At 58.6% G+C, this 23,625-nt stretch carries 20 protein-coding genes and 1 pseudogene; 11 read left to right on the forward strand and 10 right to left on the reverse strand.

Annotated features, from left to right (window positions below; translation table 11 throughout):
- Window positions 1–383 precede the first annotated feature (383 nt).
- Window positions 384–1,112, forward strand: coding sequence for a hypothetical protein (locus AC0V6L_RS11380; RefSeq protein WP_486154362.1), 729 nt, complete (start codon window positions 384–386; stop codon window positions 1,110–1,112).
- 25 nt (window positions 1,113–1,137) lie between these two features.
- Here the strand turns inward: AC0V6L_RS11380 and astD are convergent, their stop codons facing one another.
- Together astD and AC0V6L_RS11390 are read right to left on the reverse strand one after the other, a co-directional pair.
- A complete protein-coding gene (astD, locus tag AC0V6L_RS11385; RefSeq protein WP_486154363.1) occupies window positions 1,138–2,574 on the reverse strand; it encodes a succinylglutamate-semialdehyde dehydrogenase in 1,437 nt (478 codons plus the stop codon).
- A gap of 67 nt (window positions 2,575–2,641) precedes the next feature.
- Window positions 2,642–4,048 carry a protein adenylyltransferase SelO family protein gene (locus AC0V6L_RS11390; RefSeq protein WP_486155120.1) on the reverse strand — a complete coding sequence of 469 codons (1,407 nt, stop codon included), beginning with the start codon at window positions 4,046–4,048 and terminating at the stop codon, window positions 2,642–2,644.
- A 73-nt stretch (window positions 4,049–4,121) separates the two neighbouring features.
- Between AC0V6L_RS11390 and AC0V6L_RS11395 the strand changes: the two genes are divergently transcribed.
- The 5 genes from AC0V6L_RS11395 to AC0V6L_RS11415 all read left to right on the forward strand — a co-directional run bounded on the left by AC0V6L_RS11395 (window position 4,122) and on the right by AC0V6L_RS11415 (window position 9,997).
- On the forward strand, window positions 4,122–4,988 hold the full coding sequence (locus tag AC0V6L_RS11395) for an alpha/beta fold hydrolase (RefSeq protein ID WP_486154364.1): 867 nt from the start codon (window positions 4,122–4,124) through the stop codon (window positions 4,986–4,988).
- A complete protein-coding gene (locus AC0V6L_RS11400) occupies window positions 4,985–6,127 on the forward strand; it encodes a glycosyltransferase family 4 protein (RefSeq protein ID WP_486154365.1) in 1,143 nt (380 codons plus the stop codon). Before AC0V6L_RS11395 ends, AC0V6L_RS11400 begins: the two co-directional genes overlap by 4 nt.
- Window positions 6,128–6,297: 170 nt before the next feature.
- The gene (locus AC0V6L_RS11405; protein ID WP_486154366.1) at window positions 6,298–7,101 is read left to right on the forward strand and encodes a tetratricopeptide repeat protein; all 804 of its coding nucleotides are present in this window, start codon (window positions 6,298–6,300) and stop codon (window positions 7,099–7,101) included.
- Window positions 7,102–7,155: 54 nt separating this feature from the next.
- Complete coding sequence (locus AC0V6L_RS11410) at window positions 7,156–8,481, forward strand: outer membrane protein assembly factor BamB family protein (protein WP_486154367.1); 1,326 nt, start codon at window positions 7,156–7,158, stop codon at window positions 8,479–8,481.
- Window positions 8,482–8,566: 85 nt separating this feature from the next.
- The gene (locus AC0V6L_RS11415; protein WP_486154368.1) at window positions 8,567–9,997 is read left to right on the forward strand and encodes a methyltransferase family protein; all 1,431 of its coding nucleotides are present in this window, start codon (window positions 8,567–8,569) and stop codon (window positions 9,995–9,997) included.
- Window positions 9,998–10,015: 18 nt separating this feature from the next.
- Here the strand turns inward: AC0V6L_RS11415 and AC0V6L_RS11420 are convergent, their stop codons facing one another.
- From AC0V6L_RS11420 to AC0V6L_RS11430, 3 genes are all read right to left on the reverse strand, one after another.
- Entirely contained in the window at window positions 10,016–10,306 is a 291-nt protein-coding gene (locus AC0V6L_RS11420) for a putative quinol monooxygenase (protein WP_486155121.1), read from the reverse strand.
- Window positions 10,307–10,369: 63 nt separating this feature from the next.
- The gene (locus tag AC0V6L_RS11425; RefSeq protein ID WP_486154369.1) at window positions 10,370–11,758 is read right to left on the reverse strand and encodes a glutamate--cysteine ligase; all 1,389 of its coding nucleotides are present in this window, start codon (window positions 11,756–11,758) and stop codon (window positions 10,370–10,372) included.
- Between the two features lie 63 nt (window positions 11,759–11,821).
- A complete protein-coding gene (locus AC0V6L_RS11430) occupies window positions 11,822–12,577 on the reverse strand; it encodes a 16S rRNA (uracil(1498)-N(3))-methyltransferase (RefSeq protein ID WP_486154371.1) in 756 nt (251 codons plus the stop codon).
- 132 nt (window positions 12,578–12,709) lie between these two features.
- Between AC0V6L_RS11430 and ubiA the strand changes: the two genes are divergently transcribed.
- Complete coding sequence (gene ubiA, locus AC0V6L_RS11435; RefSeq protein ID WP_486154372.1) at window positions 12,710–13,633, forward strand: 4-hydroxybenzoate octaprenyltransferase; 924 nt, start codon at window positions 12,710–12,712, stop codon at window positions 13,631–13,633.
- Between the two features lie 6 nt (window positions 13,634–13,639).
- Window positions 13,640–14,269: an SOS response-associated peptidase gene (locus AC0V6L_RS11440; RefSeq protein WP_486154373.1), complete on the forward strand. Its 630-nt coding sequence runs from the start codon at window positions 13,640–13,642 to the stop codon at window positions 14,267–14,269.
- A 61-nt stretch (window positions 14,270–14,330) separates the two neighbouring features.
- Here AC0V6L_RS11440 and AC0V6L_RS11445 read toward each other — a convergent pair whose 3' ends face one another.
- Window positions 14,331–14,723, reverse strand: coding sequence for a VOC family protein (locus tag AC0V6L_RS11445; protein ID WP_486154374.1), 393 nt, complete (start codon window positions 14,721–14,723; stop codon window positions 14,331–14,333).
- A gap of 127 nt (window positions 14,724–14,850) precedes the next feature.
- Here AC0V6L_RS11445 and soxR point away from each other — a divergent pair, with 127 nt between their 5' ends.
- Entirely contained in the window at window positions 14,851–15,309 is a 459-nt protein-coding gene (gene soxR, locus AC0V6L_RS11450) for a redox-sensitive transcriptional activator SoxR (RefSeq protein ID WP_486154375.1), read from the forward strand.
- A 22-nt stretch (window positions 15,310–15,331) separates the two neighbouring features.
- Here soxR and AC0V6L_RS11455 read toward each other — a convergent pair whose 3' ends face one another.
- From AC0V6L_RS11455 to AC0V6L_RS11470, 4 genes and pseudogenes are all read right to left on the reverse strand, one after another.
- Entirely contained in the window at window positions 15,332–15,880 is a 549-nt protein-coding gene (locus tag AC0V6L_RS11455; protein ID WP_486154376.1) for a SixA phosphatase family protein, read from the reverse strand.
- 180 nt (window positions 15,881–16,060) lie between these two features.
- Window positions 16,061–17,005: a sterol desaturase family protein gene (locus tag AC0V6L_RS11460; protein WP_486154377.1), complete on the reverse strand. Its 945-nt coding sequence runs from the start codon at window positions 17,003–17,005 to the stop codon at window positions 16,061–16,063.
- Between the two features lie 109 nt (window positions 17,006–17,114).
- Entirely contained in the window at window positions 17,115–18,194 is a 1,080-nt protein-coding gene (locus AC0V6L_RS11465; protein WP_486154378.1) for an AraC family transcriptional regulator, read from the reverse strand.
- Window positions 18,191–20,985, reverse strand: a pseudogene (locus tag AC0V6L_RS11470) (ATP-dependent DNA helicase). The gene AC0V6L_RS11465 and the pseudogene AC0V6L_RS11470 overlap by 4 nt, the downstream one beginning before the upstream one ends.
- A 139-nt stretch (window positions 20,986–21,124) precedes the next feature.
- On the opposite strand from AC0V6L_RS11470, the gene AC0V6L_RS11475 reads away from it, so the two are divergent.
- Window positions 21,125–21,601: a nuclear transport factor 2 family protein gene (locus AC0V6L_RS11475; protein ID WP_486154379.1), complete on the forward strand. Its 477-nt coding sequence runs from the start codon at window positions 21,125–21,127 to the stop codon at window positions 21,599–21,601.
- A gap of 353 nt (window positions 21,602–21,954) precedes the next feature.
- On the forward strand, window positions 21,955–23,589 hold the full coding sequence (locus AC0V6L_RS11480) for a lysine--tRNA ligase (protein ID WP_486154380.1): 1,635 nt from the start codon (window positions 21,955–21,957) through the stop codon (window positions 23,587–23,589).
- Window positions 23,590–23,625 lie beyond the last annotated feature (36 nt).

The raw sequence follows: 23,625 nt of genomic DNA on the forward strand, positions 1-23,625 counted from the left end.
TGTCCGCCGTTAGTGGGGCACCGGCCGCTTGCCAAGGGTGAAGCGGTTTTGCTTGGCAAAGTACATTCGCTGGGCGCAACGTTTGGTAAGGATTGTGAACGCTTGCTGTCTTTGCCGATTGCAGCGTGTTCAGCTTCAGACCCCTATAGATTAACGCACAGTTTGAGGGGGCCAAGCGTTAACCATTAAAATCTCGCAACCTTGGTCTGCTCCATCAACTTGGGCCAATCCCACCAATGGCCTAGGCGCGGCAACCACCAGTCGCGGAAAGCGCTCCTATGTCCCTTGAGGGGTATGGGAGCGTTTTCGCTTTTGCGGCAGGCAAAACCCGGCGCAAAAAAGCAGTCTGGGAAAATTAACCCAGTTCTGGCAAAGCCAGCATCATGACCACCCGCTCCTCCACCACTCTGGCAGGCGTTATCTCGGCCCTCGCTTTGCTCGCCGGGTGCGAGGATAGCGCACCGCAAGACATTGAAGGCGATGTCATGGGCAAAGACCCGGTCATCTCGCGCGCTTTGGCCGATCCGCTGATGATTGACCCTGATCTTGCATGGGTGAACGAGGCGAATGCGGCGATCGGGTTTCAGGACAACCACGCGCTGCCTGCGTTTAATGCCGATCCCCAGGCCGCTGATAAAGCGCGCGATGCTGCGCGGCTGGAATTGCGCGAGGATGGGGCGATAGAAGAATTGCCCGCAGCAGGGGCCTTGTTTGATAACGAATCGCTGACAGGGCTTTCCACTCTGCGCGAAATTTTAACCGCCGCGGGCGCGCCGCAGCCCTGCGGGAAGGGCGCGAGCGATGATCTTGCCTGGGCGGCAAAGATGCCAGAGACCGCATCGTTAATGCCGCATGGCATGGTGCAGCAGGCGGCGGGTTCCGATGATGCGGACTGCGCGTTCAGAGTGATCCGGTACACAACCCAGACAGATGCTAAGGATGCGCTGCAATACCACTTCACGCGCGGTGTAAGAGGTAAGCTGGAAACCGTTTATAAGTCAGGAAAATCTGATCTTATCAAAGGGGAGCGGGCAGGGGAAAAAATGTTCGCCGATGTCGCCGATGCGCCCGGTGGCCTGCGGATTGTGACGCTGGTTCACTGGACCAAGTAAAGCGGCATATGCGCCGGAAAATACGCTATTCTTTCAAGCCCACGCCGATATTGGCGCGCGGCTGTTCCAATTCGCTGCTGGCGACAGGATAGGCGCAATAATCGGCGGCGTAGAACGCGGCGGGGCGGTGATTGCCCGAAAGCCCGATGCCGCCAAATGGCGCGGCTGACGATGCGCCATTGGTGGGCTTGTTCCAATTGATGATGCCTGCGCGGATATTGCCCCAGAACAAGGCGTAATCTTCTGGCGTGCCGCCAATCAAAGAAGCCGAGAGGCCAAACCGTGTGTTGTTCGCTTCTGATATGGCACTGTCGAGATCGGGCACTTTGATGACTTGCAAAATCGGCCCGAACAATTCCATGTCCGGGCGATCTTCAATCGCGGTTGTGTCGATAATGCCGGGGGTCAGAAACGGCTTTCCCTCTTCGACAAGGCGCATATGCGACAAGGGTTTGCCGCCTTCTTTCACCAGCGCCAAAAAGCTCTCTTCGAGCAATTCAGCCGTTTTCAGATCGATCACCGGCCCCATAAATGGCTGGGGTTCATCCATCGGACTGCCCACCAGCAATTTGCGCGTTAGCGGGATCAGTTCCGCCATCAGATCATCGAACACGTCTTCGATCACAATCAGGCGGCGAGCCGCTGTGCAGCGCTGGCCAGCGGTGGTGAACGCGCTTTGCACAATCAAAGTGGCCGCATCTTTTAGCTTGGGCGTTTTGGTGACGACAATCGGATTGTTGCCGCCCATTTCCAAAGCGACAATCTTGCCCGGATTGGCCGCCAGCTTGCGATTGATCGCGATGCCTGCCTGAGCGGAGCCTGTGAAGAGCACGCCATCAACACCGGGATGCGCGACCAGCGCTTTACCTTCTTCAGGGCCGCCAATCACCAATTGAACCACATCTTTGGGCAAACCGGCCTTATCAAGGCATTTGACCAAAGCTTCGCCAACAGCAGGGGTTTTTTCCGATGGTTTGAACAGAATTGCATTGCCCGCGATCAAAGCGGGGATGATATGGCCATTGGGCAGATGGGCGGGGAAATTATACGGCCCCAACACCGCCATAACGCCGTGCGGTTTATGCCGGACAGCCGCAATACCCTGCATCGCACTGTCGAGTTTTTTCTTGCCCGTGCGTTCGGTGTAGGCGTTGATCGAAATTTCAACCTTGCCGACAACCGCGTCAACCTCGGTGCGCGATTCCCACAAGGGTTTGCCCGTTTCGCGGGCGATCAGATCGGCAATTTCATCGGCCTGTGCGCGCACTTCATTGGCAAACCGGCGGACCAATTCGACCCGGTTGGCAATTGGCCTTGCGGCCCATTCCGGCCATGCGCGGCGCGCGCGGCTAACAGCGGTTTCAACATCGCTGTGCTGCCCGCGCCACAATTCATCACCTGTGGCCGGTTCAAAAGATATCAGCGTCGTTTCTGACGGCGCCTGTGTTGCATTTTTAGTCACAGGGCGGGGTTAATCATGCAAACATGGAAAATAAAGGTCTAAACTGACATTCGCACATTTACGTATGCTAACGGTGACCTTGCGGTGTGGGTGCGCTGCCATGCGCCGCTTTAACGCGCCGCAAATTGTCAACTTTTGTTTCAAGCGGTTGCCAGTCGTCGCGCGCTTCGATGGCAGACCAAATGTCCTCCACTTCTTCGATCAGCATGCTTTGCGGCGTGTCTGCGTCCCAATAGTCCTCATGAGAGGGGACAGGTTCGTATTTTTCGAAAATCTCGGCGCAATCGGCTGGCAATTGATCGGCTGATCGGCCCCCGCGATGGGCATGGAAAAAGGCATCGGGGCCAAGCGCGCGTTCCTTCATCGCTTTTTCGCAAGCTGTGACCAATTGCGTATCAGCCTCAGTCCCCTGCGGCACCACGCCCAATCGCCAGCACCACCGCCGCGCGATGGCCGCCATATACAATTCGGGAAACCGGCCAAGCGCAGCGATCAGCGGCTCGCTATCTGCCAATAAGCGCAAAGCAACGGCCAATTGCCCGCAATTCCAATTGATCGCTTCGGGTTGGCGGCCAAAAGCATAAAGGCCGCTGTGATCGAAATAGGCTGCGGTAAAACCGGGATCCCAGCGCGGCAGCCAGCGCCATGGGCCATAATCAAAACTTTCGCCGGTGATGTTCATATTGTCAGTGTTGAGAACACCGTGAACAAAGCCTGCGACCATGTAACTGGCGGAAAGATCGGCCATCCGTTCCACGACCTGATGCGCCAGAATGATGGCGGGATTGTCGCGGTCTGGCGCATCTTCGGGCGGCAGCGGGCCGGGAAAATGGGTGATGCAATATTGGGTAAGCTGCTCCATCCGATCGCGCTCTTCCAATGCGAGCAGGCGCTGAAACGTGCCGATGCGGATATGCGAATGCGACAGCCGCACCATAACGGCAGAGCGGGCAGGGGAGGGTTCATCCTCGCGCCAGAGTTTTTCGCCGGTTTCGATAACCGAAAAAGTCTTGGATGTGTTGACGCCCAAAGCCTCCAGCATTTCGGTTGCAAGGATTTCTCGCACCGCGCCTTTCAGCGTCAACCGGCCATCGCCGGCCCGGCTGAACGGGGTGGGGCCGGAACCCTTTGTCCCCAGATCCATCAGCCGCCCGGCATCATCGCGCAGCTGCGCGTATAAAAAGCCGCGGCCATCGCCAATGTCCGGATTGTAGACGCGAAACTGGTGGCCATGATATTTGAGCGCAAGCGGCACTGCGAGATTGTCTTTCAATGGGGCAAACCGGCCAAAATGGTGCGTCCATTGGTCATCGCTGAGGCGCGATAGCCCCACGCTTTTGGCCGCTTCATCATGGCGGAACCGCAGGCGGGTTTCGGGGAAATCTGCAGGGGCCACTTCTACGCCCAGCCAATCGGCCAGAGCATTGATCGCGGGGTCTGCTTGATACTTGCTCAATTGCGCTTGGCTGTGCATGGCGCGATAGTGGCCGGGGAAAGCTGTATGCGCAACCGCCACGCGCGCTATTGTTCGGGAGCACGTGCCAAAAATGGCTGAGAATTATGAGGACAAAAGCTGGTCCAGCGAAGACGGGCTGAACCTGCATTACAGGGATTACCCCGCGCGCACAGATACGGGCAAACTGCCGGCTCTGTGTTTGCACGGCCTCACCCGCAATGCGCGCGATTTTGAGCTGCTGGCGCAGCATATAAGCGAAACTCGCCGCGTGATAGTGCCCGAAATGCGCGGGCGCGGTTTGAGCGATTATGCGCCCACATCAGACAGCTACAAACCCAAACAATATGCCGAGGATGTCGAATTGCTGTTGGCAGAGACAGGCATCAGCCGGTTTGTCTCTATCGGAACATCCATGGGCGGCATTATGACGATGCTGCTTGCGGCCAACGATCCTGACCGGATCGCAGGCGCGGTGCTGAATGATATTGGTCCGGTGATTGAGCCGGAAGGATTAAGCCGGATCGGCGACTATGTTGGCCAGGGGCGCAGCTATCCCACCTGGGTGCACGCCGCGCGCTCGCTTGCCGAAACGCATGGGGAGGCCTTTCCCGATTACGATCTGGATCAATGGCTGAACCTTGCCAAAAGGTATCTGGTGGTCAGCCAGAACGGGCGGATCAGCTATGATTACGACATGGCGATTGCGGAGCCTTTTGCCGAGGCCGATAATGGCGCGCCGCCCAATCTGTGGCTTGCCTTCGAAGCTTTGCGCGGTGTGCCGATGCTGCTGGTGCAGGGCGAATTGTCGGACTTGATCTCGGCAGACACGGCAAAGCAGATGGCGGCGCGCAATCCTGCGATGAAAACGCTGGTCGTGCCGCGCGTGGGCCATGCGCCGACACTGGACGAGGCGCCAGTCGTCGCAGCGATTGATGCCTTGCTGGAGGGGATCGCATGAGCGCGCGCTCCAATCCGGTGCCGCGCATTCTGCATTGCCAATCCACATTCTCTCCCGGCGGCAAGGAATTGCGCACGGTCAAGCTGATGAACGCGTTTGGAAAAGCGCTCCATCACACCATCATTTCCGGCCAGCCCGACCAGATGGGCGCGCGCGCGATGATTGACAGGCGGGTGAAAGCGGAATTTCCCGCCGATTTCCCCTCGCTCACCGGATCGCCCACTCCGGGGCGGCTTATCACGATTGCCAAGGCGCTGGCGGGCTATGACCTTGTGCTCACGTATAATTGGGGCGCGATGGATGTGGTGATGGCGCATACGGTGTTTGCGCAGAACCTGGGCCTGCCTCCGCTGATCCATCATGAGGACGGCTTTAACGAAGACGAGGCGGTGCAGCTTAAATCCAGCCGCAATTGGTATCGCCGGGTGGCGCTGTGGCGCACGCAGCGCCTCATTGTGCCGAGCCGGGTGCTCGAAGCGATTGCGATTGGTACCTGGAAACAGCCGCGCGAAAGGGTTCGCCGGATCGATAACGGCATTGATACGGCTGCCTTTGCCAAAAAGCCCAAACCGGGCGCGATCCGCGTCGTCAAACGCGAGGGCGAGCATTGGGTGGGCACTCTGGCAGGCCTCAGAGCGGTGAAGCAATTGCCGCTGCTGGTGCGCGCGATGAAACAGCTGCCGGACAATTGGCATCTGGTGATCGTGGGCGACGGGCCTGAAAAAGAGACCATCCTTGAAACCGCGCGCGAGGCTGAGATTGCGCACCGCGTCCATTTACCCGGCGCGGTCAAAGACCCTGCCAGTGTTGCCGGCCTGTTTGATATTTTCGCGCTGTCATCCAAATCAGAGCAATTCCCCATTTCCGTTGTCGAAGCGATGGCCGCAGGCCTTCCTGTGGCGGCGCCTGATGTGGGCGATATCGCGGCGATGCTTGCCCCATCCAACGCGCCGTTTGTCGCGCCTCCCGGCAGCGCTGATCTGCTGGGCAAAAAACTGCTCGAATTGTCGCAAAACGCTGAAATGCGCGCGCAAATTGGTGCGGAAAATCGCGCAAAGGCGGTGAAGCATTTTGACGAGGCGCACATGGCCGAAAGCTATCGCAACCTCTATGCCGATGTGATGGGCAGGGCGTTTTAAGGCGCATATAATCCGCCGCGCTTCATCGCGCGTTCAAGCTGAGGCCGCCAATTTCATCCCCTATGGCGCAAACATGATGGTGAACGCTTTGAGCGCTGCCATTGCGCCGCACTCACGAGGTGCTTAAAGACCCGCGCTAGTGCATATAACTGATTGAGGAAAAGAGCCCCGTGGCGCTCAAGCCTAACGACCCTAACTCACCTGAGAACACTCCGGATCCCGCTCCCGCCGCGCCCTCTGCCGAGGATGAGGTCATCATTCGCGAGATTGATGAAGCTGTGCGCAAGGATGATGCGACCGAGTTTGTCAGCAAATACGGGCTTTTGATCGGATCGGTCATCGGCGTATTTCTGCTCGCGCTGGGCGGATATCTGTTCTGGGACAGCCAGAATGAAAGCAAGCTTGAACAGCAATCCGAAGCGGTGGTCGAAGCGCTTGATGCGGTAGAGGCGCGCGATTTTGCAGGGGCCGATGAAAAAATCGCGCCTTTGCTGGAAAGCGAGCAGGCCGGCGTGCGCACCACGGCCCGGTTCCTTCAGGCAGGAAATGCGCTGGCACAGCAAGACACCGCGAAAGCAGCCGAGCTTTACGGCGCTATTGCAGCGGACGATGAAGCGCCAAGCGCGCTGCGCGATCTGGCCCTTATCCGCGAGATCAGCGCGACATTTGACGAGCGCGAACCCGCCGATGTGATCGCGAAACTGAGCAATCTGGCGCAGCCCGGCAATCCGTTTTTTGGCAGCGCTGCGGAACTCACCGCAATCGCTCATTTGGAAGCAGGCAATGAAGCAGAAGCCGGCGCATTGTTTGCGCAGATTTCGAAAGATGAAGAACTGCCTGAAACGCTAAGATCCCGCGCGCGCCAGATGGCGGGGCTGCTGGGTGTTGATGCGATTGAGGATGTGGAGCAGCTGTTGCAGGATGAAGGGGTCATTCCTGACGAGGATGCAGCTGGATCAGACACGGCGAATTAGGGGCTGCGGGGCATCTTTGCTCACACCAGCTTTGGGATGGATTTGGACGAATATATGACGACAATTACTGCTAGAAAAGCTGCGCTTATTGCAGGCGGCATTGCTGCTTTGCTGACCGGGTGCGCGGGCGATAAAAAGACCACCCCGACGGTTGGCGAACGCATGCCAATCCTGTCCCGCATTGAAAGCGGCGCTGCGGTTGATCCCGCATTGGCCAGTGTCAGCGTGGTTCTGCCCCCGCAGCGTGCTAATGAAGAATGGGCGCAAGTGGGCGGATCGGCCAGCAAATCATACGGTCACCTTGCCTTGGGCGAAAACCCGGTGCGCGTTTGGAGCGCACGGATCGAAGGTTCGACCACGCGTGCCCGGCTTGCAGCATCCCCCGTGATCGGCGGCAACAAACTGTTTGCGGTGGGCGCTGATGGCACCATCCACGCTTTTGACAAAAAGACCGGAGCCAAAATCTGGGATTCCGATGCGGCCATGGATGATGATATGCGTCCATCAGCCTTTGGCGGCGGGGTCAGCTATGACGATGGCAAGCTGTACGCAACCAATGGCGCGGGCGAGGTAAAGGCGCTGAATGCGGAAACCGGCGAGATGATCTGGCGGGTTCAGCCAGCCGGTCCCTTGCGCGGATCACCGACCATCGCTTTCGGTCAGATTTATGTGATGACACAGGACAATCAGGTCTTGGCGCTGAACGCTGCTGATGGCGAACAGCTGTGGAGCGAATCGGGATCGAGCGCGCAATCGGGCGTGTTTGGTGTGGCCGCGCCTGCTGCGGGCAATGGCACGATCATCGCCGGCTATTCGAGCGGGGAGCTATCCGCTTACCGCTATGAAAATGGCCGTGCTTTGTGGGCCGATGCCTTGGCGCGCACGAATATCTCAACGCAGGTTAGCTCGCTGACCGATATTGACGCCGATCCCATTATTGATGCGGGCCGCGTCTATGCGCTGGGGCAGGGCGGCCGGATGGCGGCTTATGAATTGGTAACAGGACAGCGGGTTTGGGAACTCAGCCTGGCCGGTATTTCCACACCTGCAATTGCGGGCGAATGGATTTTCACGCTGACCGATGATGCCCGATTGCTGGCGATTGCGCGGTCAACCGGGCGCGTGCGCTGGATCACGCAATTGCAGGAATTCCGCAAAGAAAAGAAACGCGAACAGCCGATTTTCTGGACGGGCCCGGTTCTGGCGGGCAACCATTTGTGGGTCGCAAGCTCGCGCGGGGAATTGTGGCGAGTGAGCACGGGCGAGGGGGCAGCGGCGCTGTTTGCTGATCTCGATCAACCCGTCAGCCTTCCTCCGGTGGTGGCAGGCGGTATGCTGTATGTGCTCGATGACAGCGGGACGATCCGCGCGTTTCAGTAAAGCGCGGAGGCGAAACTCTGCCGAAAAGCCTGCCTGAAACCGATTAATCGCAGCATTAACCCTTTGCTGCTATGGCGGCGTTGTCATGTCTGGGCACGATCATATGGCCGCAAAGGCTCCCTCTGCGATCCCGCAAAGCGATGTTTCGGCAGCCGTCGGGCTTGTCGGGCTGGCAGGGTTGGCTGCGTGGATTGTGTTTTGCCGCAATTTCCCCGCAATCGCTGCGGGTTTTGGCATGGAAGGCATGGGCGTGCTGTCCGGCCCCTATGCCGCGCTTACGGCAATGGTATTCACCGCTGGGCCAATGGCGGCATGGTCTGTTTTCATCGACAAGGTTCACCGCAATCCTTCGACCGGCATGGATTGGAGCCTTAAGCGCACCAGCGCAGAGGTGATGCCCACTGCGATGGTCAAAATCGCTGGCCTTTGGGCGACGTGGGCGGTTCTGGCGTGCCTGTATTGCCTGTGCCGGTGGTATTGGGACGGCAATTATCTGTTTTCGATGAAGGTTCTGGGCTTTGCTCTGGTCCCGCTGATCATCATCAGCGTGCCTTACATCATCTGGCTTGATCGGTTCATGACTAATCCGCGCGATGGCACATGGCATTTCGGTGCAATGCTAATCGGGCGCGAGGAATGGGACGCGGGCCAAGTGAAAAAGCACTGGCGAGCATGGATCATCAAAGGGTTCTTTGGCGCGTTCATGATCTCCATACTGCCGCCGGGTTTTGCCGAAATTGTCGAAGCGCGTCCGGCTGATTTTCTCACCAATCCGGTCGTTATCGGCAGTTTGCTGATCACTTTGCTGTTTGTGATCGATGTGCAGATCGGGACGGTTGGCTATCTGTTCACTCTGCGCCCGCTGGATGCGCATATCCGATCCGGCAATCCGTTTTTGGGCGGGTGGCTGGCGGCATTGCTGTGTTATCCGCCGTTTGTCTGGGGCCTGATCGGCAACAACAATCAAGTGCTGAGCTATGAAAGCAATATCGCCAAATGGGATTACTGGCTGGCCGGAAATGACGCTGCCTTGTGGATGTGGGCGGCGTGGCTCGTATTTTTGACCGGCATCTATGCCTGGGCGACGGTGGCTTTTGGCATCCGGTTTTCAAACCTCACCTATCGCGGCGTAATCACCCACGGCCCGTTCCGTTTTACGCGCCATCCCGCTTATCTGTCGAAGAACCTGTTCTGGTGGTTTTCTGCCCTGCCGTTCCTCGTCACCAGCGGATCACCCGTGGATGCGATCCGCAACACGTTCTTTTTGCTGATGGTGAACGGGATTTATTATTGGCGCGCGCGCACGGAAGAGGCGCATTTGCTGGGCGAGGATCCCAAATACCGCGAATATTACGACTGGATGGAAGAAAACGGTGTCATCACCGCGCCCCTGTCCCGGTTAAAGCGGCGGGTTCTCAGTCGCGGTAAAGGGGGCGGGGCGGCCGCGCCATCCCCATCATCGGCGCCGTCATCGGCGCCATCCTCCACGCCGGGCGGACAGCATCCTGCGGAATAATGTGGTTCGTGTGATCCATCACACAGCTATCGCCTGATCCCCATCAAGCGCGATCAAGGTGCGATCCGTTATTCCAAGCTCATCAAACCGCGCTCGCCAATGCGCCAGGTGGCTTGATGCGAAATGCGCATCCAATGCGGCGCGGTCTCGCCAGCGTTCATGCACCCAGACCAGACCATCATCCTGAATATCCAGCGCGTATGTGTAAGCAAGGCAGCCATCTTCGGCGCGCGATGCGGCAATCATCGTGTCCATCGCGGCCCGCGCCCGGTCAAGCGATCCTGCAGGGATGCGGAATGTCCCGGTCACAAGGATCAACGCGCGCGCTCCTTCCCTTTGCAAAAGGGCCGCGCCATCGCGGCTATCATCCGCTCAGAATGAATATTTATAAACGTGCGAGACATCGCCGCCCCAATCGCCGTGATAGGCATCAAGCAGGCGCTCCGCTGGGGTTTTTCCGCTTTGGATGATTTCATCGAGCGTTTCGAGATAGCCCGTTTCATTGTCGCCGCTGCCGTTCAACCGGCCGCGCGCCGCCAGTCCTGAATGCGCAATGCCCAGCACATCGCGGCCCAGATCGCGCATCGTGCCAGCGCCTCCGGGCAGCGGGGTATCAAGGCCAAGTTTGGGCGCATCATTGCGCAAAGCTTCGCGTTCATCCATCGACCAGCCTTTGGCCAGATCCCACGCCGCATCAAGCGCGCCCTGATCGTACATCAAGCCCACCCAAAAGGCGGGCAGAGCGCAAATACGGCTCCACGGTCCGCCATCTGCGCCGCGCATTTCGAGAAAGCTTTTAAGGCGCACTTCGGGAAAGGCGGTGGACAGGTGATCCCACCAATCGCTGGCCGTGGGACGCTGGCCTGGCAGCACTGACAGCTTGCCTTCCATAAAGTCGCGGAAGGACAGCCCTGCGGCATCGATATATTTGCCATCGCGAAACACAAAATACATCGGCACATCGAGCATATATTCAGCCCATCGTTCATATCCGAACCCGTCTTCGAATACGAATGGCAGCATCCCTGTGCGCGCAGCATCGGTGTCTGACCATATGTGGCTGCGATAGGACAGATAGCCATTGGGCTTGCCTTCGGTGAAAGGCGAATTGGCAAACAAAGCGGTGGCAAGCGGCTGCAAAGCGAGGCCGGCGCGGAATTTTTGCACCATGTCGGCTTCGGATGAATAATCGAGATTGACCTGAATGGTGCAAGTGCGCAGCATCATATCAAGACCCAGATCGCCAACTTTGGGCATATGGCGCATCATGATGCCATAGCGTCCCTTGGGCATAACCGGCAGATCATCGCGGGTTTTGTCCGGCCACATGCCAAGCCCGAGATAGCTGACGCCGCATTTTTCTCCGATTTCCTTGACCTGCGCCAAGTGCCGCCCGGTTTCCGCGCAGGTTTCGTGCAGATTCTCAAGCGGCGCGCCTGACAATTCAAGCTGTCCGGCAGGTTCCAGGCTGACCGCGCCATCTGCGCCTTTCAGCGCGATGACGTTTGCTTTGCCATCGGGGCCGATTTCCTCAATCGGTTCCCACCCAAACTGGGTCAGTCCCATAAGCAGATCGCGAATACCGCACCCTTCATCATAGGATGGCGCACGCCGATCAGCGCGTTTGTAGACGAGCTTTTCGTGCTCTGTCCCGATGCGCCATTCGCTTTTGGGCTTTTCGCCGCCTTTCATCGGAGCAATCAGTTGATCGATGCTTTCGATCACGGGCTCGTCGGCGGCTGAGGTTTCTCGCGTGCTCATGCGGGTTGCTTTAGAAAACGCAAATGCCGGTGGGAAGCGTAATCTGGGTTTTGTCGATGCAAGTCATTCTTGTCCCGACCAATCGCCTGATTGCGACATCCAAACAGAGAGCGCTGCAATCGCAGCTGTCTCTCCGCGCAATATGCGCGGGCCAAGCGAGATGGCGGTAGCTTGCGGATGCGCGCGGATTGCAGCGCGCTCGTCATCGTCAAAGCCGCCTTCGGGGCCGATCAGGATCGCGGCAGGCAAAGAAGCGTGCGCAAAGGCGGACCTTGCAGGCTCGCCGCCTTCCTCATCGGCGAAAAACAGCGCGCGATCCTGCGGCCAATCGCGAAGCAGGACGCCGAGTTTGAGCGGTTCTTTCAATTCGGGCAGCGCCGTGCGCGCGCATTGTTCTGCCGCTTCCATTGTCAGCGCTGATGCGCGGGCGTTATTCAGCTTATCCGCGACGCATCGCCGGGTGATCACGGGCTGAATGCGCGCCGCGCCAAGCTCGGTCGCTTTTTCAAGCACCATGTCAAAGCGGTCTTTTTTCAAAAGGGCAGGGCACAGCCACACATCAGGCACATCTTCGCGCGCCCGCAGCATTTGCACCGCCTCCAGCGTGACCGCGCGCCTGCCTGCCTCGACCACGCGCGCGGCCCATTCGCCCGTTATATTGTCGCAAAGGATAACCGCATCGCCTTCGCGCACCCGCATGACTTTGGCGAGGTAATGCGCTTGGCCGCCGTCCAATCCCACGGTTTTACCCTTTGCCAGTTCATCGCTCACAAACAGGCGAGGTGCGGATTTCGGCGGCCAGGCGGGGGTTGCGGGCATATTTCCTCTCATAAACACAAACGTCATCCCAGCGAAAGCTGGGATCTGCTGCGTGAGGCATTTCGCATGTGGCGAGCGATCCCAGCTTTCGCTGGGATGACGAATGAGATTGAGTGGGTTAGGGACGCTGCGATGACCCAGACGCCAGCCAATCCCGATATCGTCCCGGACAGCGAACATCGCGGCCTGATAGAGCGGCTGCCGCAATTGCCGCGTGATCTGGCGCAATTGGCGCGCTTTGACCGGCCTATTGGCTGGTGGCTGCTATTCTGGCCGTGCGTTTTTGGCGTGTGGCTGGCAGGGGCGGGGCTGCAATTGGCGCTGCTCGGTTGGCTGCTTCTTGGCGCGATTGTAATGCGCGGGGCGGGCTGCGTTTACAACGATATCGTCGATGCTGATCTCGACAGCCAGGTCGCGCGCACTGCGGCGCGGCCCGTGGCAAGCGGGCGGGTTTCGAAAAGGCAAGCATGGGGATGGCTGATTGCCCTTTGCCTTATCGGGCTGATCGTCCTGTTGCAGCTTAGGGCGGAGGCACAGATTGTTGCGCTTGCCAGCCTTGCTCTTGTCGCGGCCTATCCGTTTATGAAGCGCATCACATGGTGGCCGCAGGCATGGCTTGGCATGGTGTTCAATTGGGGGCTGCTGGTCGGGTGGACGCATTTGCGCTTTGACAATTGGGATGCCTTGGCGGCGGTCTATGCCGGGTGCATTTGCTGGGTGATCGGGTTTGATACGATCTATGCTTTGCAAGACCGCGAGGATGATGCGCTGGTCGGCATAAAATCATCGGCCCTGCGAATGGGCGCGCGCGTGCATGCGGGGGTGGGCGCGTTTTACGCGGGCACGATTGCGCTGTGGGGGCTGGGCATCTGGCTTTACCGGCCTGATATTGCGGCATTGCTGACATTACTGCCTGCCGCGCTGCATCTGCTGTGGCAGGTGTCAACGCTTGATCCTGCAGATCCGAACAATCCGCTGGAGCGGTTTCGGTCCAATCGGTGGGCCGGGGCGCTAATGGCGGCGGCGTGCTTTATTGTCGGAAATGCAGGGGCTTAAACGGCAATGTGCAACCTTTATCGCATGACGCAAAACAAGGATGAGGTTGCCCGCTGGTTCAGCGCGATCGAGAGTTTGGGCGGCGCAAATTATGCCGAGGAGATTTATCCCGGCTATCCCGGACTGGTCGTTGCAGAGGGGAAATTGCGCCAGATGGTCTGGGGTTTTCCGCTGGTGATGAAGGGAAAGCAGGGCCAGCCGCTCAAACCCAAACCCGTCAACAATGCGCGAACGGATAAACTGGGTAGCTTTTTCTGGCGGCATTCCTTTGAACAGCGCCGCTGCCTCATCCCGATCAGCGCCTGGGCCGAAGCGCAAGGCGCAAAGGGTTCAAAAACGCGCACCTGGATGAGCCTGCCCGGCACAGATCTGTTCGCTGCGGCAGGCGTGTGGCGAACCAGCGATGAGTTTGGCCATTGCTATTCCATGGTCATGACAGACAGCGAAGGCGCGGCCTGCGCCGATGTCCACAGCCGAATGCCGGTGCTGTTGCAGGCTGGCGATTATGACGCATGGCTGTCAGGATCGCCGGAGGAAGCAAAGGCCTTGTGCAGCGCATGGAGCGGCGACATCACTATTGATGCAACGGGCCAGCCCTGGGTGCGCGGGAAACCCGTCCAGAAAGATCTACTGTGACCGCCGCCGCCATCCGGCGGGCGAGGCGGGCCGAACAGCGGTTCTTGCGGGATGATCTCGTTCATGCCGCACCGCCTGAATAGCTGACGACTTCAAACTCAATTCCGTCCCAGTCGAAGAAATAGAACCGCTGGCCGGGATCGTAAGTGTCATGGCCAAACGGGGTGAGGCCGGCTTCTTCAATGGTTTTTTCCGCCGCTGCCAGATCGTCAACGACAAGCCCGATATGGTTGAGCGGCTGGCCTTTGGAATATTCTCCCGTGACGTGATCGCCGGTGTAAAGCGCCAAATAGGCCGCGCCATTTTCGCTTGCGCCGACATGGATCGTTCGCCCATATTTCTGGCTCGGACCGCGCCAGCGTTCTTGCCAATTGCATAAGGTTTTGAACAGGTCTGCGCTGCGTTCGGGATCGGTGACGGATAGATTTGCATGTTCGAGTGTGCCGTGCGGCATGGGTCAGGCTCCTTTTTCGTTTTGCGGATCATCAGGGGCCAGATTTGCCCTTTGATCCACCGGATGCCGTAACCGTGCAATCTCAACCTAACTTGAGGTCAAGCAAAAAATGCGATACGATTTTATTATGCCAAATCGCCTTACAAAAAATGACCTTATCCCAATCGGAGAGATGGCGCGGCGAACGGGGATGTCGGTTTCTGCCATCCGTTTTTATGAGGCGAAGGGTTTGATCGAACCGGTGCGCACATCGGGAAATCAGCGGCGTTTTCTGCGCTCTGATATCCGCCGGGTCAGCTTTATCCTGATTGCGCAGCAGCTTGGCCTTTCGTTGGGGGAGATTGAGGCGCAATTTGCCAGCCTGCCCCATGGCCGCACGCCCACGGCCAAAGACTGGCGCCGCATCAGCGCGTCCATTCGCGATGTGCTGGACCGGCGGATTGCCGAAATGCAGCGCACGCGCGACAGGCTGGATGGGTGCATTGGCTGCGGGTGTTTAAGCTTGCAGAAATGCGCGATCTACAACCCGGATGATCGGCTGGCCGGGGAAGGGCCGGGACCGCGCCAGATCTTGGCGGCTGGATAGGGCCAGCTCAGCGCCCTAGTTCTTAATCGGTTGGTCCCAATTGCGGATCAAGATCGCGCGGGCGTGCAAAATGCACCAGCTTTGCGCAGAATTTCTTGAGCGCATCCCAGCTTTCGACATCGCATTCCAGAACCGCAAATGTGGCAGTGGGAAATTTGGCCGCTGCCTCGCGGAACAAATCGTTTTCATGCGCGGGAGATACCAGGTCGAGCAGCACTTCCTGCAATCCCGGATTGTGTCCGGCGATCAGGATTGCATCGATGTCTTCGCCGTCTTCCTGCTCCTGCGAGGTGACCGCGTCGATCACTTCCATGATCGTTTCAGAACTGGCGAGATAGAGCCGCTTGTCGAAGACTACGGGCGCATCGGGCAATGCGCCTTCCAATGTGGATTTGACCCGCACAGCCGGACTGGCCAGCACTGCGTCCCATTTGATCCCATGATCCCGGATGTGATTGCCGATCAATTCTGCGCCGCGCCGTCCGCGATCATTCAGCCCGCGATCAAAATCGCGCTGGGCCATATCATCCCAATCCGATTTCGCATGCCGCAGAAGACCCAGAATTTTCAACGCGACATCTCCTGATAGACCGGGGACCATCTGCCTATCTGTGCGGCTCGTGTAAAGCAAATGCGGCAGCCCTGCGCTCGGATATCCATCGAAGAGAAGCAAAGATGGATGGCCCAGAGCTGCCGCCTCGCCATAGATCGGGCAATGCAGCTGGGGCCGCTTTGCCCGGACGAGAACCGGTTAAGCCTGCGCCATGACCGCGATCGGCCCGCCAAGCGCCATCGATGCGGCAAACAATGCCATGATAAGAACGCTGGCCTGTTCAGCGGGTTTGCTTGGCAGCAGCGCTTTGAAATTTGGCAGCTTCAAAGGCTGCGCGTTGGCGTTGAATTCTTCGGCATAGCGGGGATGTTCGGTGCCCATCATTTTGTCCCACCAGGTAAAATAGAACCCGAAATTATAGCCCGATGAATGGTGAAGATCGTGATGGGTCGTGGTGCTGATCCAGCGCAGGACGGGGATATCAAGCCAGCCAGCAGGGAACAGTTCATGGCCCGCATGGCCCATCACATTGCGGATAATCATGTTCCACAAGAACAGGAACATCGCCATTCCCGCATATGCGATCCCCGCAGTGCTGGTGATGAGAAGAAAGATCGGCACAAACGCAGCCTCAATCGCGGCTTCGCCCATGGAAAAGCTGTAAGCTGTCCACGGGGTTGGGGTGCGTGATTTGTGGTGATGCAAATGCGTGGCTTTGAACAACCGCTTGGTGTGCATCGCGCGGTGCGCCCAATAGAAATAGGCATCATGCGCCAGCACGATCAGCGCAAATTGCCAGATGATTGTGAAAAGCGGCGCGCTATCAAGGCCAAGTTTGATGACGCCCGTTTCAAGCCCGATGATTGTCGCAAGTGTCGTAAATCCGAACACGAACACAGTGCGCAGGGACGAGGTAATCTCGCGGATATAATCGGCCCGCTTTGCCGCGCGCTTTTGGATCCGCCGCGCTTTGGCAAAACTGCGGAACACGAACAGGATGGCCGTCAATGCCCCTGCGGCGATCAGATACCTGCCAAGATCGAAATAGAGCACGTTGATAAAATGCTCAGCGACCAGATCAGTAATATAGGTGACCGCCGATGGGTCGGCGAGAGTGAGCGATTGAGCAGGCTGTAGGGACATGGTTTGGTCTTTCGTGTTTGAGCTGATGAACTCAAACTGCGCGAGACAGTCCGCTAAATCCTCGCAATGCCGAAAAGATCAGATCATTTGCGAAAATGCGCTGCTTTTTTCAGTTTTGACCAGTGTCTTTGTGGGGCTCGTTTTCGCCTTGGGCGATGGCCAAGCGCCTGAATTCACTCGGCGTTGTGCCTGCTTCGCTGCGAAAGGCGCGGTTGAATGTGGGCAGTGAGTTATACCCCAGATCCATTGCAATGGTCAGCACGGGCAAGTCCACATCATCGCGATTGGCCAGCCTTTCCTTTGCATCGTCAATACGGTGCTTGTTCAAAAAGGCGCTGAAATTGCGATAGCCAAGCTGCCCATTGATAAGCGCGCGCAGGCGGTGTTCCGGCGTGCCCAGCTGATCGGCAAGTCCTGCAATGGAAAGGCCCGGCCTGCGGTGTACCCCTTCGTTCAACGCGGCCTGCAATTTGTCATTCAGCACCGTTTCACTCGGCGAAAGATCGAGCGGCTTTGGCTGCTTTTCGGTGCCAGCCTGGCGCTGCGAATGGACCAGCAATTCACGGTCGCTGCGCATCAGGGCAATGCCTGAAAACAGGATCAGCACTGCGATCAAAAGCGAGTTGATCAATTGCGCCGCCGGCGGACGGCCATCGAGGCCGGCCACAACCTCCACGATCTCAAAAGACAAAATGGCGGCGGCTTGCGCTGCGACAAGCAGCGGGAGCCAAAGCCGGATGGTGCGGCGGTCCTCAACCAGATCATCGGCGCGTTCAAACACGCCCACGCGCACGATATCGGCGATCAGGATCAGCGAGACGATATGCAGCACAAAGAAACCCAAAGGCCGGGTGAAGGGCAGAAAATTGCCCGCAAACCAGCTGCTGACAAACACGGCCACCGTAGCAAGGATCACGCGCCGCTCTACCGGTCGTTCAAACAGGTTGCGCGAAAAAAGCCAGATGAAAAAGGTCGTGAAAATCGACACCAGATCGACCCATGGGTCAAGAATTCCCTGCGGCGCGATCAGGGGTGTTGAATTTACGAGATACGCAATTACGCCCAGGATCATCCCCAGCATCGGCCAGCGCAAACTGGCACGCACATCGTTCGATGCGACTTGCGCAAACAGCATCAGCGCAGCGCCCAGCGAAAGGATGCGAACCAGAAAGTCCCAGTTTTCGATCATATGCTGCGCGGCCCCATCATCGGAAATGTATCTGGGATGGCATCGCCGGAAATTCCAGAGCCTTCATCCGCCGGCATAGGGTCTTGGCCGATGATACCTTGCGCAATTCGCTGGACGGCCTCGTCCAATGTCACCCGGCGAATGGCGGTGCCATCGGGAAAAGCGGTGAGCAGCCGCGAGGGGAAAGCGGCGGAGAGCACGACAAAGTGCCCCTTATCGTCGCGATTGCGGATCAACCGGCCAAATGCCTGCGCCAGCCGCGCGCGGATTATCCGGTCATCATAGGCGCTCGCCGTGCTGCCATTATCCTTGGCGGCAAGGCGGCGGGCCTTGTGCAGAATATCAGGGCGCGGCCATGGCACAGCCTCCAGCACAACGCAGCGCAAGGATTGGCCCGGCACATCAACTCCATCGCGCAAAGCATCGGTGCCAAGCAGGCTGGCGCGCGGATCATCGCGAAAAATATCGACCAGCGTGCCTGTATCAATCGGGTCCACATGCTGCGCGTAAAGCGGCAAAGCGTCACGGGCGAGGCGATCTGCAATCCGGCCATGGACAGCGCGCAGGCGGCGGATGGCGGTGAACAGGCCCAGCACGCCCCCGCCTGATGCCTCGATCAATTTTGCATAGGCCCCGGCCAAAGCGGGCAAATCGCCCTTTTTGATGTCGGTAACGATCAATACTTCGGCATTGGCGCTGTAATCAAACGGGCTTTGCGCAGAGGACAATAGCGGATTGACTTCGACATGGGCCGCGCCTGATCGGGCGATGGCGCTTTGCCAGGCTTGGTCCTCATCATCGATCCGGTCGGTCAAAGTCGCGCTGGTAAGCATCACGCCGTGCGCGGGTTCAAGAACGGTGCGGGCAAAGGGCTTCATCGGGTCAAGCCAGCGGCGATGGATGGCGACATCAAATTCGCGCGCATCAGAACGGTCGACTGCCAGCCAATCGACAAATTCTGCGTCACCAGGCCCGCCCAGCCGGGCCAGCAGCGCTTCCCATGCCGCGATCAGATCGATGCGCCAGGTCAGCGAATGGCGCGCGCCTTCGATGCGTGCGCGGCCTCCTTGATTTCCGGGTCCATCCAGCCAATCGGGCGGGTCAGCTATAATCGCCTCCAGCCGCCCGCCCAGCTTGATCAGCGGAGTGCGGATATTGGCAAGCGCTTCGGCGGCGCGGCCTGCTGCCTCGATAACTTCGCCGGGAAGGCCCGACGCTTCGGTTTCGATCCCGTAGCCTGCATCTTGCCCGCCGGATTCGTCGCGGGCATAGGCGGCGGTGCGCACTGAGCTCAACAACGCTTCGATAGGGCCTGCCGGCTCGTTTTCGGCAATGCGCTGCAACCATCCTTCGCCCGGCAGCAGGCTGCCTGCCTCGCTTGCGGCTTCAATCGCTTCGCCGCCTTCATCGTCATAGGATGCGATATCGGCAAGGCGCGCGGAAAGCCGCGGCGGCGGCCCCTGTTCTTGCGCTCTGGCCCCATAATCCAGCGGCGCAGCTCAATCGCTTCCTGACCTGACAAAGTGGCTGCAAAAGTGCTGTCGGCGGCATCGAAAACGTGATGCCCCTCATCAAAGATAACGCGGCTTGGCCGCTGAGCATGATCGCGTCCGCGCGCTGCGTTGATCATCACCAGCGCGTGATTGGCGATCACCAGATCGGCCTGCGCGCTGTCGCGGGCGGCGCGTTCGATGAAGCATTTGCGGTAATGCGGGCAGCCTGCATAAACGCATTCGCCGCGCTGATCGGTAAGGGCTGCAATGCCGCGTTTGCGAAACAATGTTCCCAGCCATCCGGGCAGATCGCCGCCGATCATATCGCCATCGCGGGTATAGCTGGCCCAGCGCGCCACCAGATGCGCAAGGATCGCAGGCCGCCCGGCAAACCCGCCTTGCAGCGCGTCTTCCAGATTGAGCAGGCACAGATAATTCTCGCGCCCCTTGCGCACCACGACAGGGCGCGTGCCATCATCGCGTTTGGCAGGCCATGCCCGGCGGCTTTCGCTGCGCAATTGGCGTTGCAGGTTCTTGGTGAAGGTTGAAACCCAGACCGTGCCGCCCGACCCTTCAGCCCAAAGGGATGCAGGCGCAAGATAACCCAGCGTCTTGCCGATACCCGTTCCCGCTTGCGCCAGCGCAATATGCGGGGTTTCATCGCGCGGTCTTGGGCCAAAGATCTGCGCCGCCTGGCGCGCATAATCGCGCTGCCCTTCGCGTTGTTCGGCCCCTTCGCCTGTAAGCGCGCGCAGCCGGTCGAGCACCGCATCTTGATCGAGGTTTATCTGCGCTGGAGGAGGGCGCTCGCCTGCCTCTTCCCATTCGCGCAAGGCGGAAAAAAGGAACCTCTCGGCGCGTTCCGGGCGTTTGATATGCGGCTTGATCACATTGGCCCATGGCCACCGCAGCCGTTGCATGGATTGCAGCGCTGTCCACGCGCCTTCGCGTTCGAACCATTCAGCATCTTCGCACAGGGCCGCCATCGCGCCTGCTGCCTGTTGCAGGAATGCTGGCACTTCATCATCGCTTGCCGGAGCATCCAGATCCAAAGCCTGAGCCAGCCCGCGCGGGGTGGGTACGCAAAACCGAGCGGGATGCACAAATGCGAACAATTCCAGCAGATCAAGCCCAGACAGATCGGGATAGCCCAGCCGGTTCGCGATCAGCGGCGCATTGATCAGCAGCACAGGCGTATCGGCCGCCGCCATGATTCCATCGCCTTTGGACACCGCTTGCGTAGAACCATTCGCCGTGCGCAGCCAATTGCCCGAATGGCTGGAATGCAGCGCAGGCAGGCATAGGGGTTGGGCGGCGGAAGGCGGCGGGACTGATGGAGGTGGGGCGGGAGTGCTCACGGCAGAAAAAATGCGCGATTGCAAACGTAAAGTAAACGATTGGCGCGCATTTTCCCGTGCACTTTCGGGGAGAATCTTGATGAAAATGCCTGCTCTCTTGTCCGCCAGTCTTATCGCCGCCGCGCTGTGCCTGCCAGCAAGCGCTCAGGATACTGCTTTGGACAGCCCTCAGGATGCTGAGGCCAATAGCGAGCCGCAGGACCGATCAGCCGCCAGCGAGGAGGCTGAGCTTGCGGCCAAAACCGCCGTGGTTCAGCGCCATGTCGATGCCTACCGCGCCCGGGATCTTGATCGGTTTGTCGCGACGTTTTCCAAAGATGCGCAAGTTTATGCCAACGGCATGGTCGCAACCGGTCACAGCCAGATCCGCTCGCTTTACAAGCTCAATTTTGCCCCCGGCGCACCGCGCATGAAAATCATCGATAGCGGGGTGAGCGGCGCGTTCATCTATCTGGAGACCGCTTACATCATCGCAGGCGGCGAAGAATTGTGCTGCGGGTATTCCGAATATGAAGTGATCGACGGCAAGATTACGTACTTATCGGCAAGCAGCTAACACCGGTCTATTTGCGCGTAACCACATAGAATATCGGCGAAAAGCCAGGAAAGAGAGACGCCGCTTACGAGCCGTGCAGAGCTCAGCCGAGCAGCGCCTCTCTCCTGCGACCCTAAGGCCCCCAGGGGGATTTGGGAGCAACCTTAGGGTGTAGTTTGTCCAGTTGGTATGACGCATCGGGTGGTGGCTGGATTGGACTATCACGACACATGCGCGGTATCTGCGCCGCGATGAACGCATGGTAATCGGCGAAGGGCCGCGATTAATGCCGCACGGATTTGCGGCCAATCCCGGCATCGCGCACTGCATTCGCGCTTGAAGATGCCTCGCCCATCTGCAAATGCGCGAGGTCTATGACCGATACAGCCCTTATCCAAGCCGCCCAAACATCCAAAGCCTGGCCCTTTCAGGAGGCTCAGCGCCTGTATAAACGGTTGCATGGTAAGGGAGCACAAAAAGACGGGGCAGTGCGCGATGAAAGCGCGCCGGTATTGTTCGAAACCGGATATGGCCCGTCGGGCCTGCCGCATATTGGCACTTTTCAAGAGGTCTTGCGCACCACCCTTGTGCGGCGCGCTTACGAAGCGCTGACAGGCGGCGCGCCCACGCGGCTGGTCGCTTTTTCCGACGATCTGGACGGCCTGCGCAAAGTGCCCGACAACGTGCCCAATCACGAAATGCTGACCGAGCATTTGGGCAAGCCCTTGTCGCGCATTCCCGATCCGTTCGAGAAATATGAAAGTTTCGCGCATCACAACAATGCGATGCTGCGCGAATTTCTGGACCGGTTCGGGTTCGACTATGAATTTGTAAGCTCGTCTGACCGCTACAATTCGGGCGCATTCGATGATGGATTGCGCGGCGTTTTGCGCGGGTTTGACGCGATCCTTGATATCATGCTGCCAACTCTGGGCGAGGAGCGGCGCAAAACCTATTCCCCCATCATGCCAATATCGCCCACCACGGGCGCCGTTTTGCAAGTGCCGATCGAAGTGGTTGATGCAGAGGCTGGCACGATCCGATTTACCGATGAAGATGGCAGCGTGGTCGAACAATCCGCGCTGGGCGGCATGGCCAAATGCCAATGGAAAGTGGATTGGGCGATGCGCTGGGTCGCGCTGGGCGTTGACTATGAAATGTATGGCAAGGACTTAACCGAAAGCGGCGTGCAATCGGGCAAGATCGCGCGCGTTTTGGGCGGGAACAAGCCAGAGGGGCTGATCTATGAGATGTTCCTTGATGCCAATGGCGAGAAAATCTCCAAATCAAAAGGCAACGGCCTCTCGATTGAGGAATGGTTGCATTATGGCAGCGAGGAGAGCCTGGGCTTTTACATCTTCGCCAATCCCAAAAGCGCCAAGCAATTGCACGAAGGCGTGATCCCCAAAGCGATCGATGATTACTGGCAGTTCCGCGAACGGCTGGCAGATCAACCGCTCGACAAGCAATTGGGCAATGCGGTGTGGCATCTCGCGCGCGCGAATGATCGTCACGGCGGTGCAGATGCGCCGGGGGCGGGCGACAGTTTGAAAGTGCCTTACAGCCTGCTGCTCAATCTGGTGAGTGTGCTTGGCCTTGAGGCGACAGCGGAAAATCTGGCGGAATATGTCGCGAGTTATACAGGCGCGCCCGTCACCGATCCCAAGCTGATGGTGCTGATTGAAAGCGCGGTGAATTATAACCGCGATTTTGTCGCGCCGACTTTGGCGAAACGCGCGCCTGAAGGGGGCGAAGTGCTGGCTTTAACCGAGCTTGATACCCAACTCGCCGCGGCGCCAGCAGAGGCGGATGCCGAAGTGCTGCAAACGATGGTCTATGAAATCGGCAAGCGCGAAGAATACGGGTTTGAAAACTTGCGCGACTGGTTCCGGGCTTTGTACGAGACCCTGCTGGGCAGCGACCAAGGCCCGCGCATGGGCAGCTTTATCGCGCTTTACGGGATCGAACCCACGCGCAAACTGATCGCAGAAGCGCTGGCGAGAGCGTAAACCGCGCCGAGAGTCTTTTTTTGGCTGCTGGCAGGC

The organism is Erythrobacter sp. JB1-15, assembly GCF_057365035.1.

Coding starts and splice junctions, on each gene's coding strand:
- AC0V6L_RS11380 (WP_486154362.1), top strand. CDS start 384: ATGACCACCCGCTCCTCCACCACTCTGGCAGGCGTTATCTCGGCCCTC.
- AC0V6L_RS11390 (WP_486155120.1), bottom strand. CDS start 4,048: ATGCACAGCCAAGCGCAATTGAGCAAGTATCAAGCAGACCCCGCGATC.
- AC0V6L_RS11395 (WP_486154364.1), top strand. CDS start 4,122: ATGGCTGAGAATTATGAGGACAAAAGCTGGTCCAGCGAAGACGGGCTG.
- AC0V6L_RS11400 (WP_486154365.1), top strand. CDS start 4,985: ATGAGCGCGCGCTCCAATCCGGTGCCGCGCATTCTGCATTGCCAATCC.
- AC0V6L_RS11410 (WP_486154367.1), top strand. CDS start 7,156: ATGACGACAATTACTGCTAGAAAAGCTGCGCTTATTGCAGGCGGCATT.
- AC0V6L_RS11415 (WP_486154368.1), top strand. CDS start 8,567: ATGTCTGGGCACGATCATATGGCCGCAAAGGCTCCCTCTGCGATCCCG.
- AC0V6L_RS11425 (WP_486154369.1), bottom strand. CDS start 11,758: ATGAGCACGCGAGAAACCTCAGCCGCCGACGAGCCCGTGATCGAAAGC.
- AC0V6L_RS11430 (WP_486154371.1), bottom strand. CDS start 12,577: ATGCCCGCAACCCCCGCCTGGCCGCCGAAATCCGCACCTCGCCTGTTT.
- ubiA (WP_486154372.1), top strand. CDS start 12,710: ATGACCCAGACGCCAGCCAATCCCGATATCGTCCCGGACAGCGAACAT.
- AC0V6L_RS11440 (WP_486154373.1), top strand. CDS start 13,640: ATGTGCAACCTTTATCGCATGACGCAAAACAAGGATGAGGTTGCCCGC.
- AC0V6L_RS11445 (WP_486154374.1), bottom strand. CDS start 14,723: ATGCCGCACGGCACACTCGAACATGCAAATCTATCCGTCACCGATCCC.
- soxR (WP_486154375.1), top strand. CDS start 14,851: ATGCCAAATCGCCTTACAAAAAATGACCTTATCCCAATCGGAGAGATG.
- AC0V6L_RS11460 (WP_486154377.1), bottom strand. CDS start 17,005: ATGTCCCTACAGCCTGCTCAATCGCTCACTCTCGCCGACCCATCGGCG.
- AC0V6L_RS11465 (WP_486154378.1), bottom strand. CDS start 18,194: ATGATCGAAAACTGGGACTTTCTGGTTCGCATCCTTTCGCTGGGCGCT.
- AC0V6L_RS11475 (WP_486154379.1), top strand. CDS start 21,125: ATGAAAATGCCTGCTCTCTTGTCCGCCAGTCTTATCGCCGCCGCGCTG.
- AC0V6L_RS11480 (WP_486154380.1), top strand. CDS start 21,955: ATGACCGATACAGCCCTTATCCAAGCCGCCCAAACATCCAAAGCCTGG.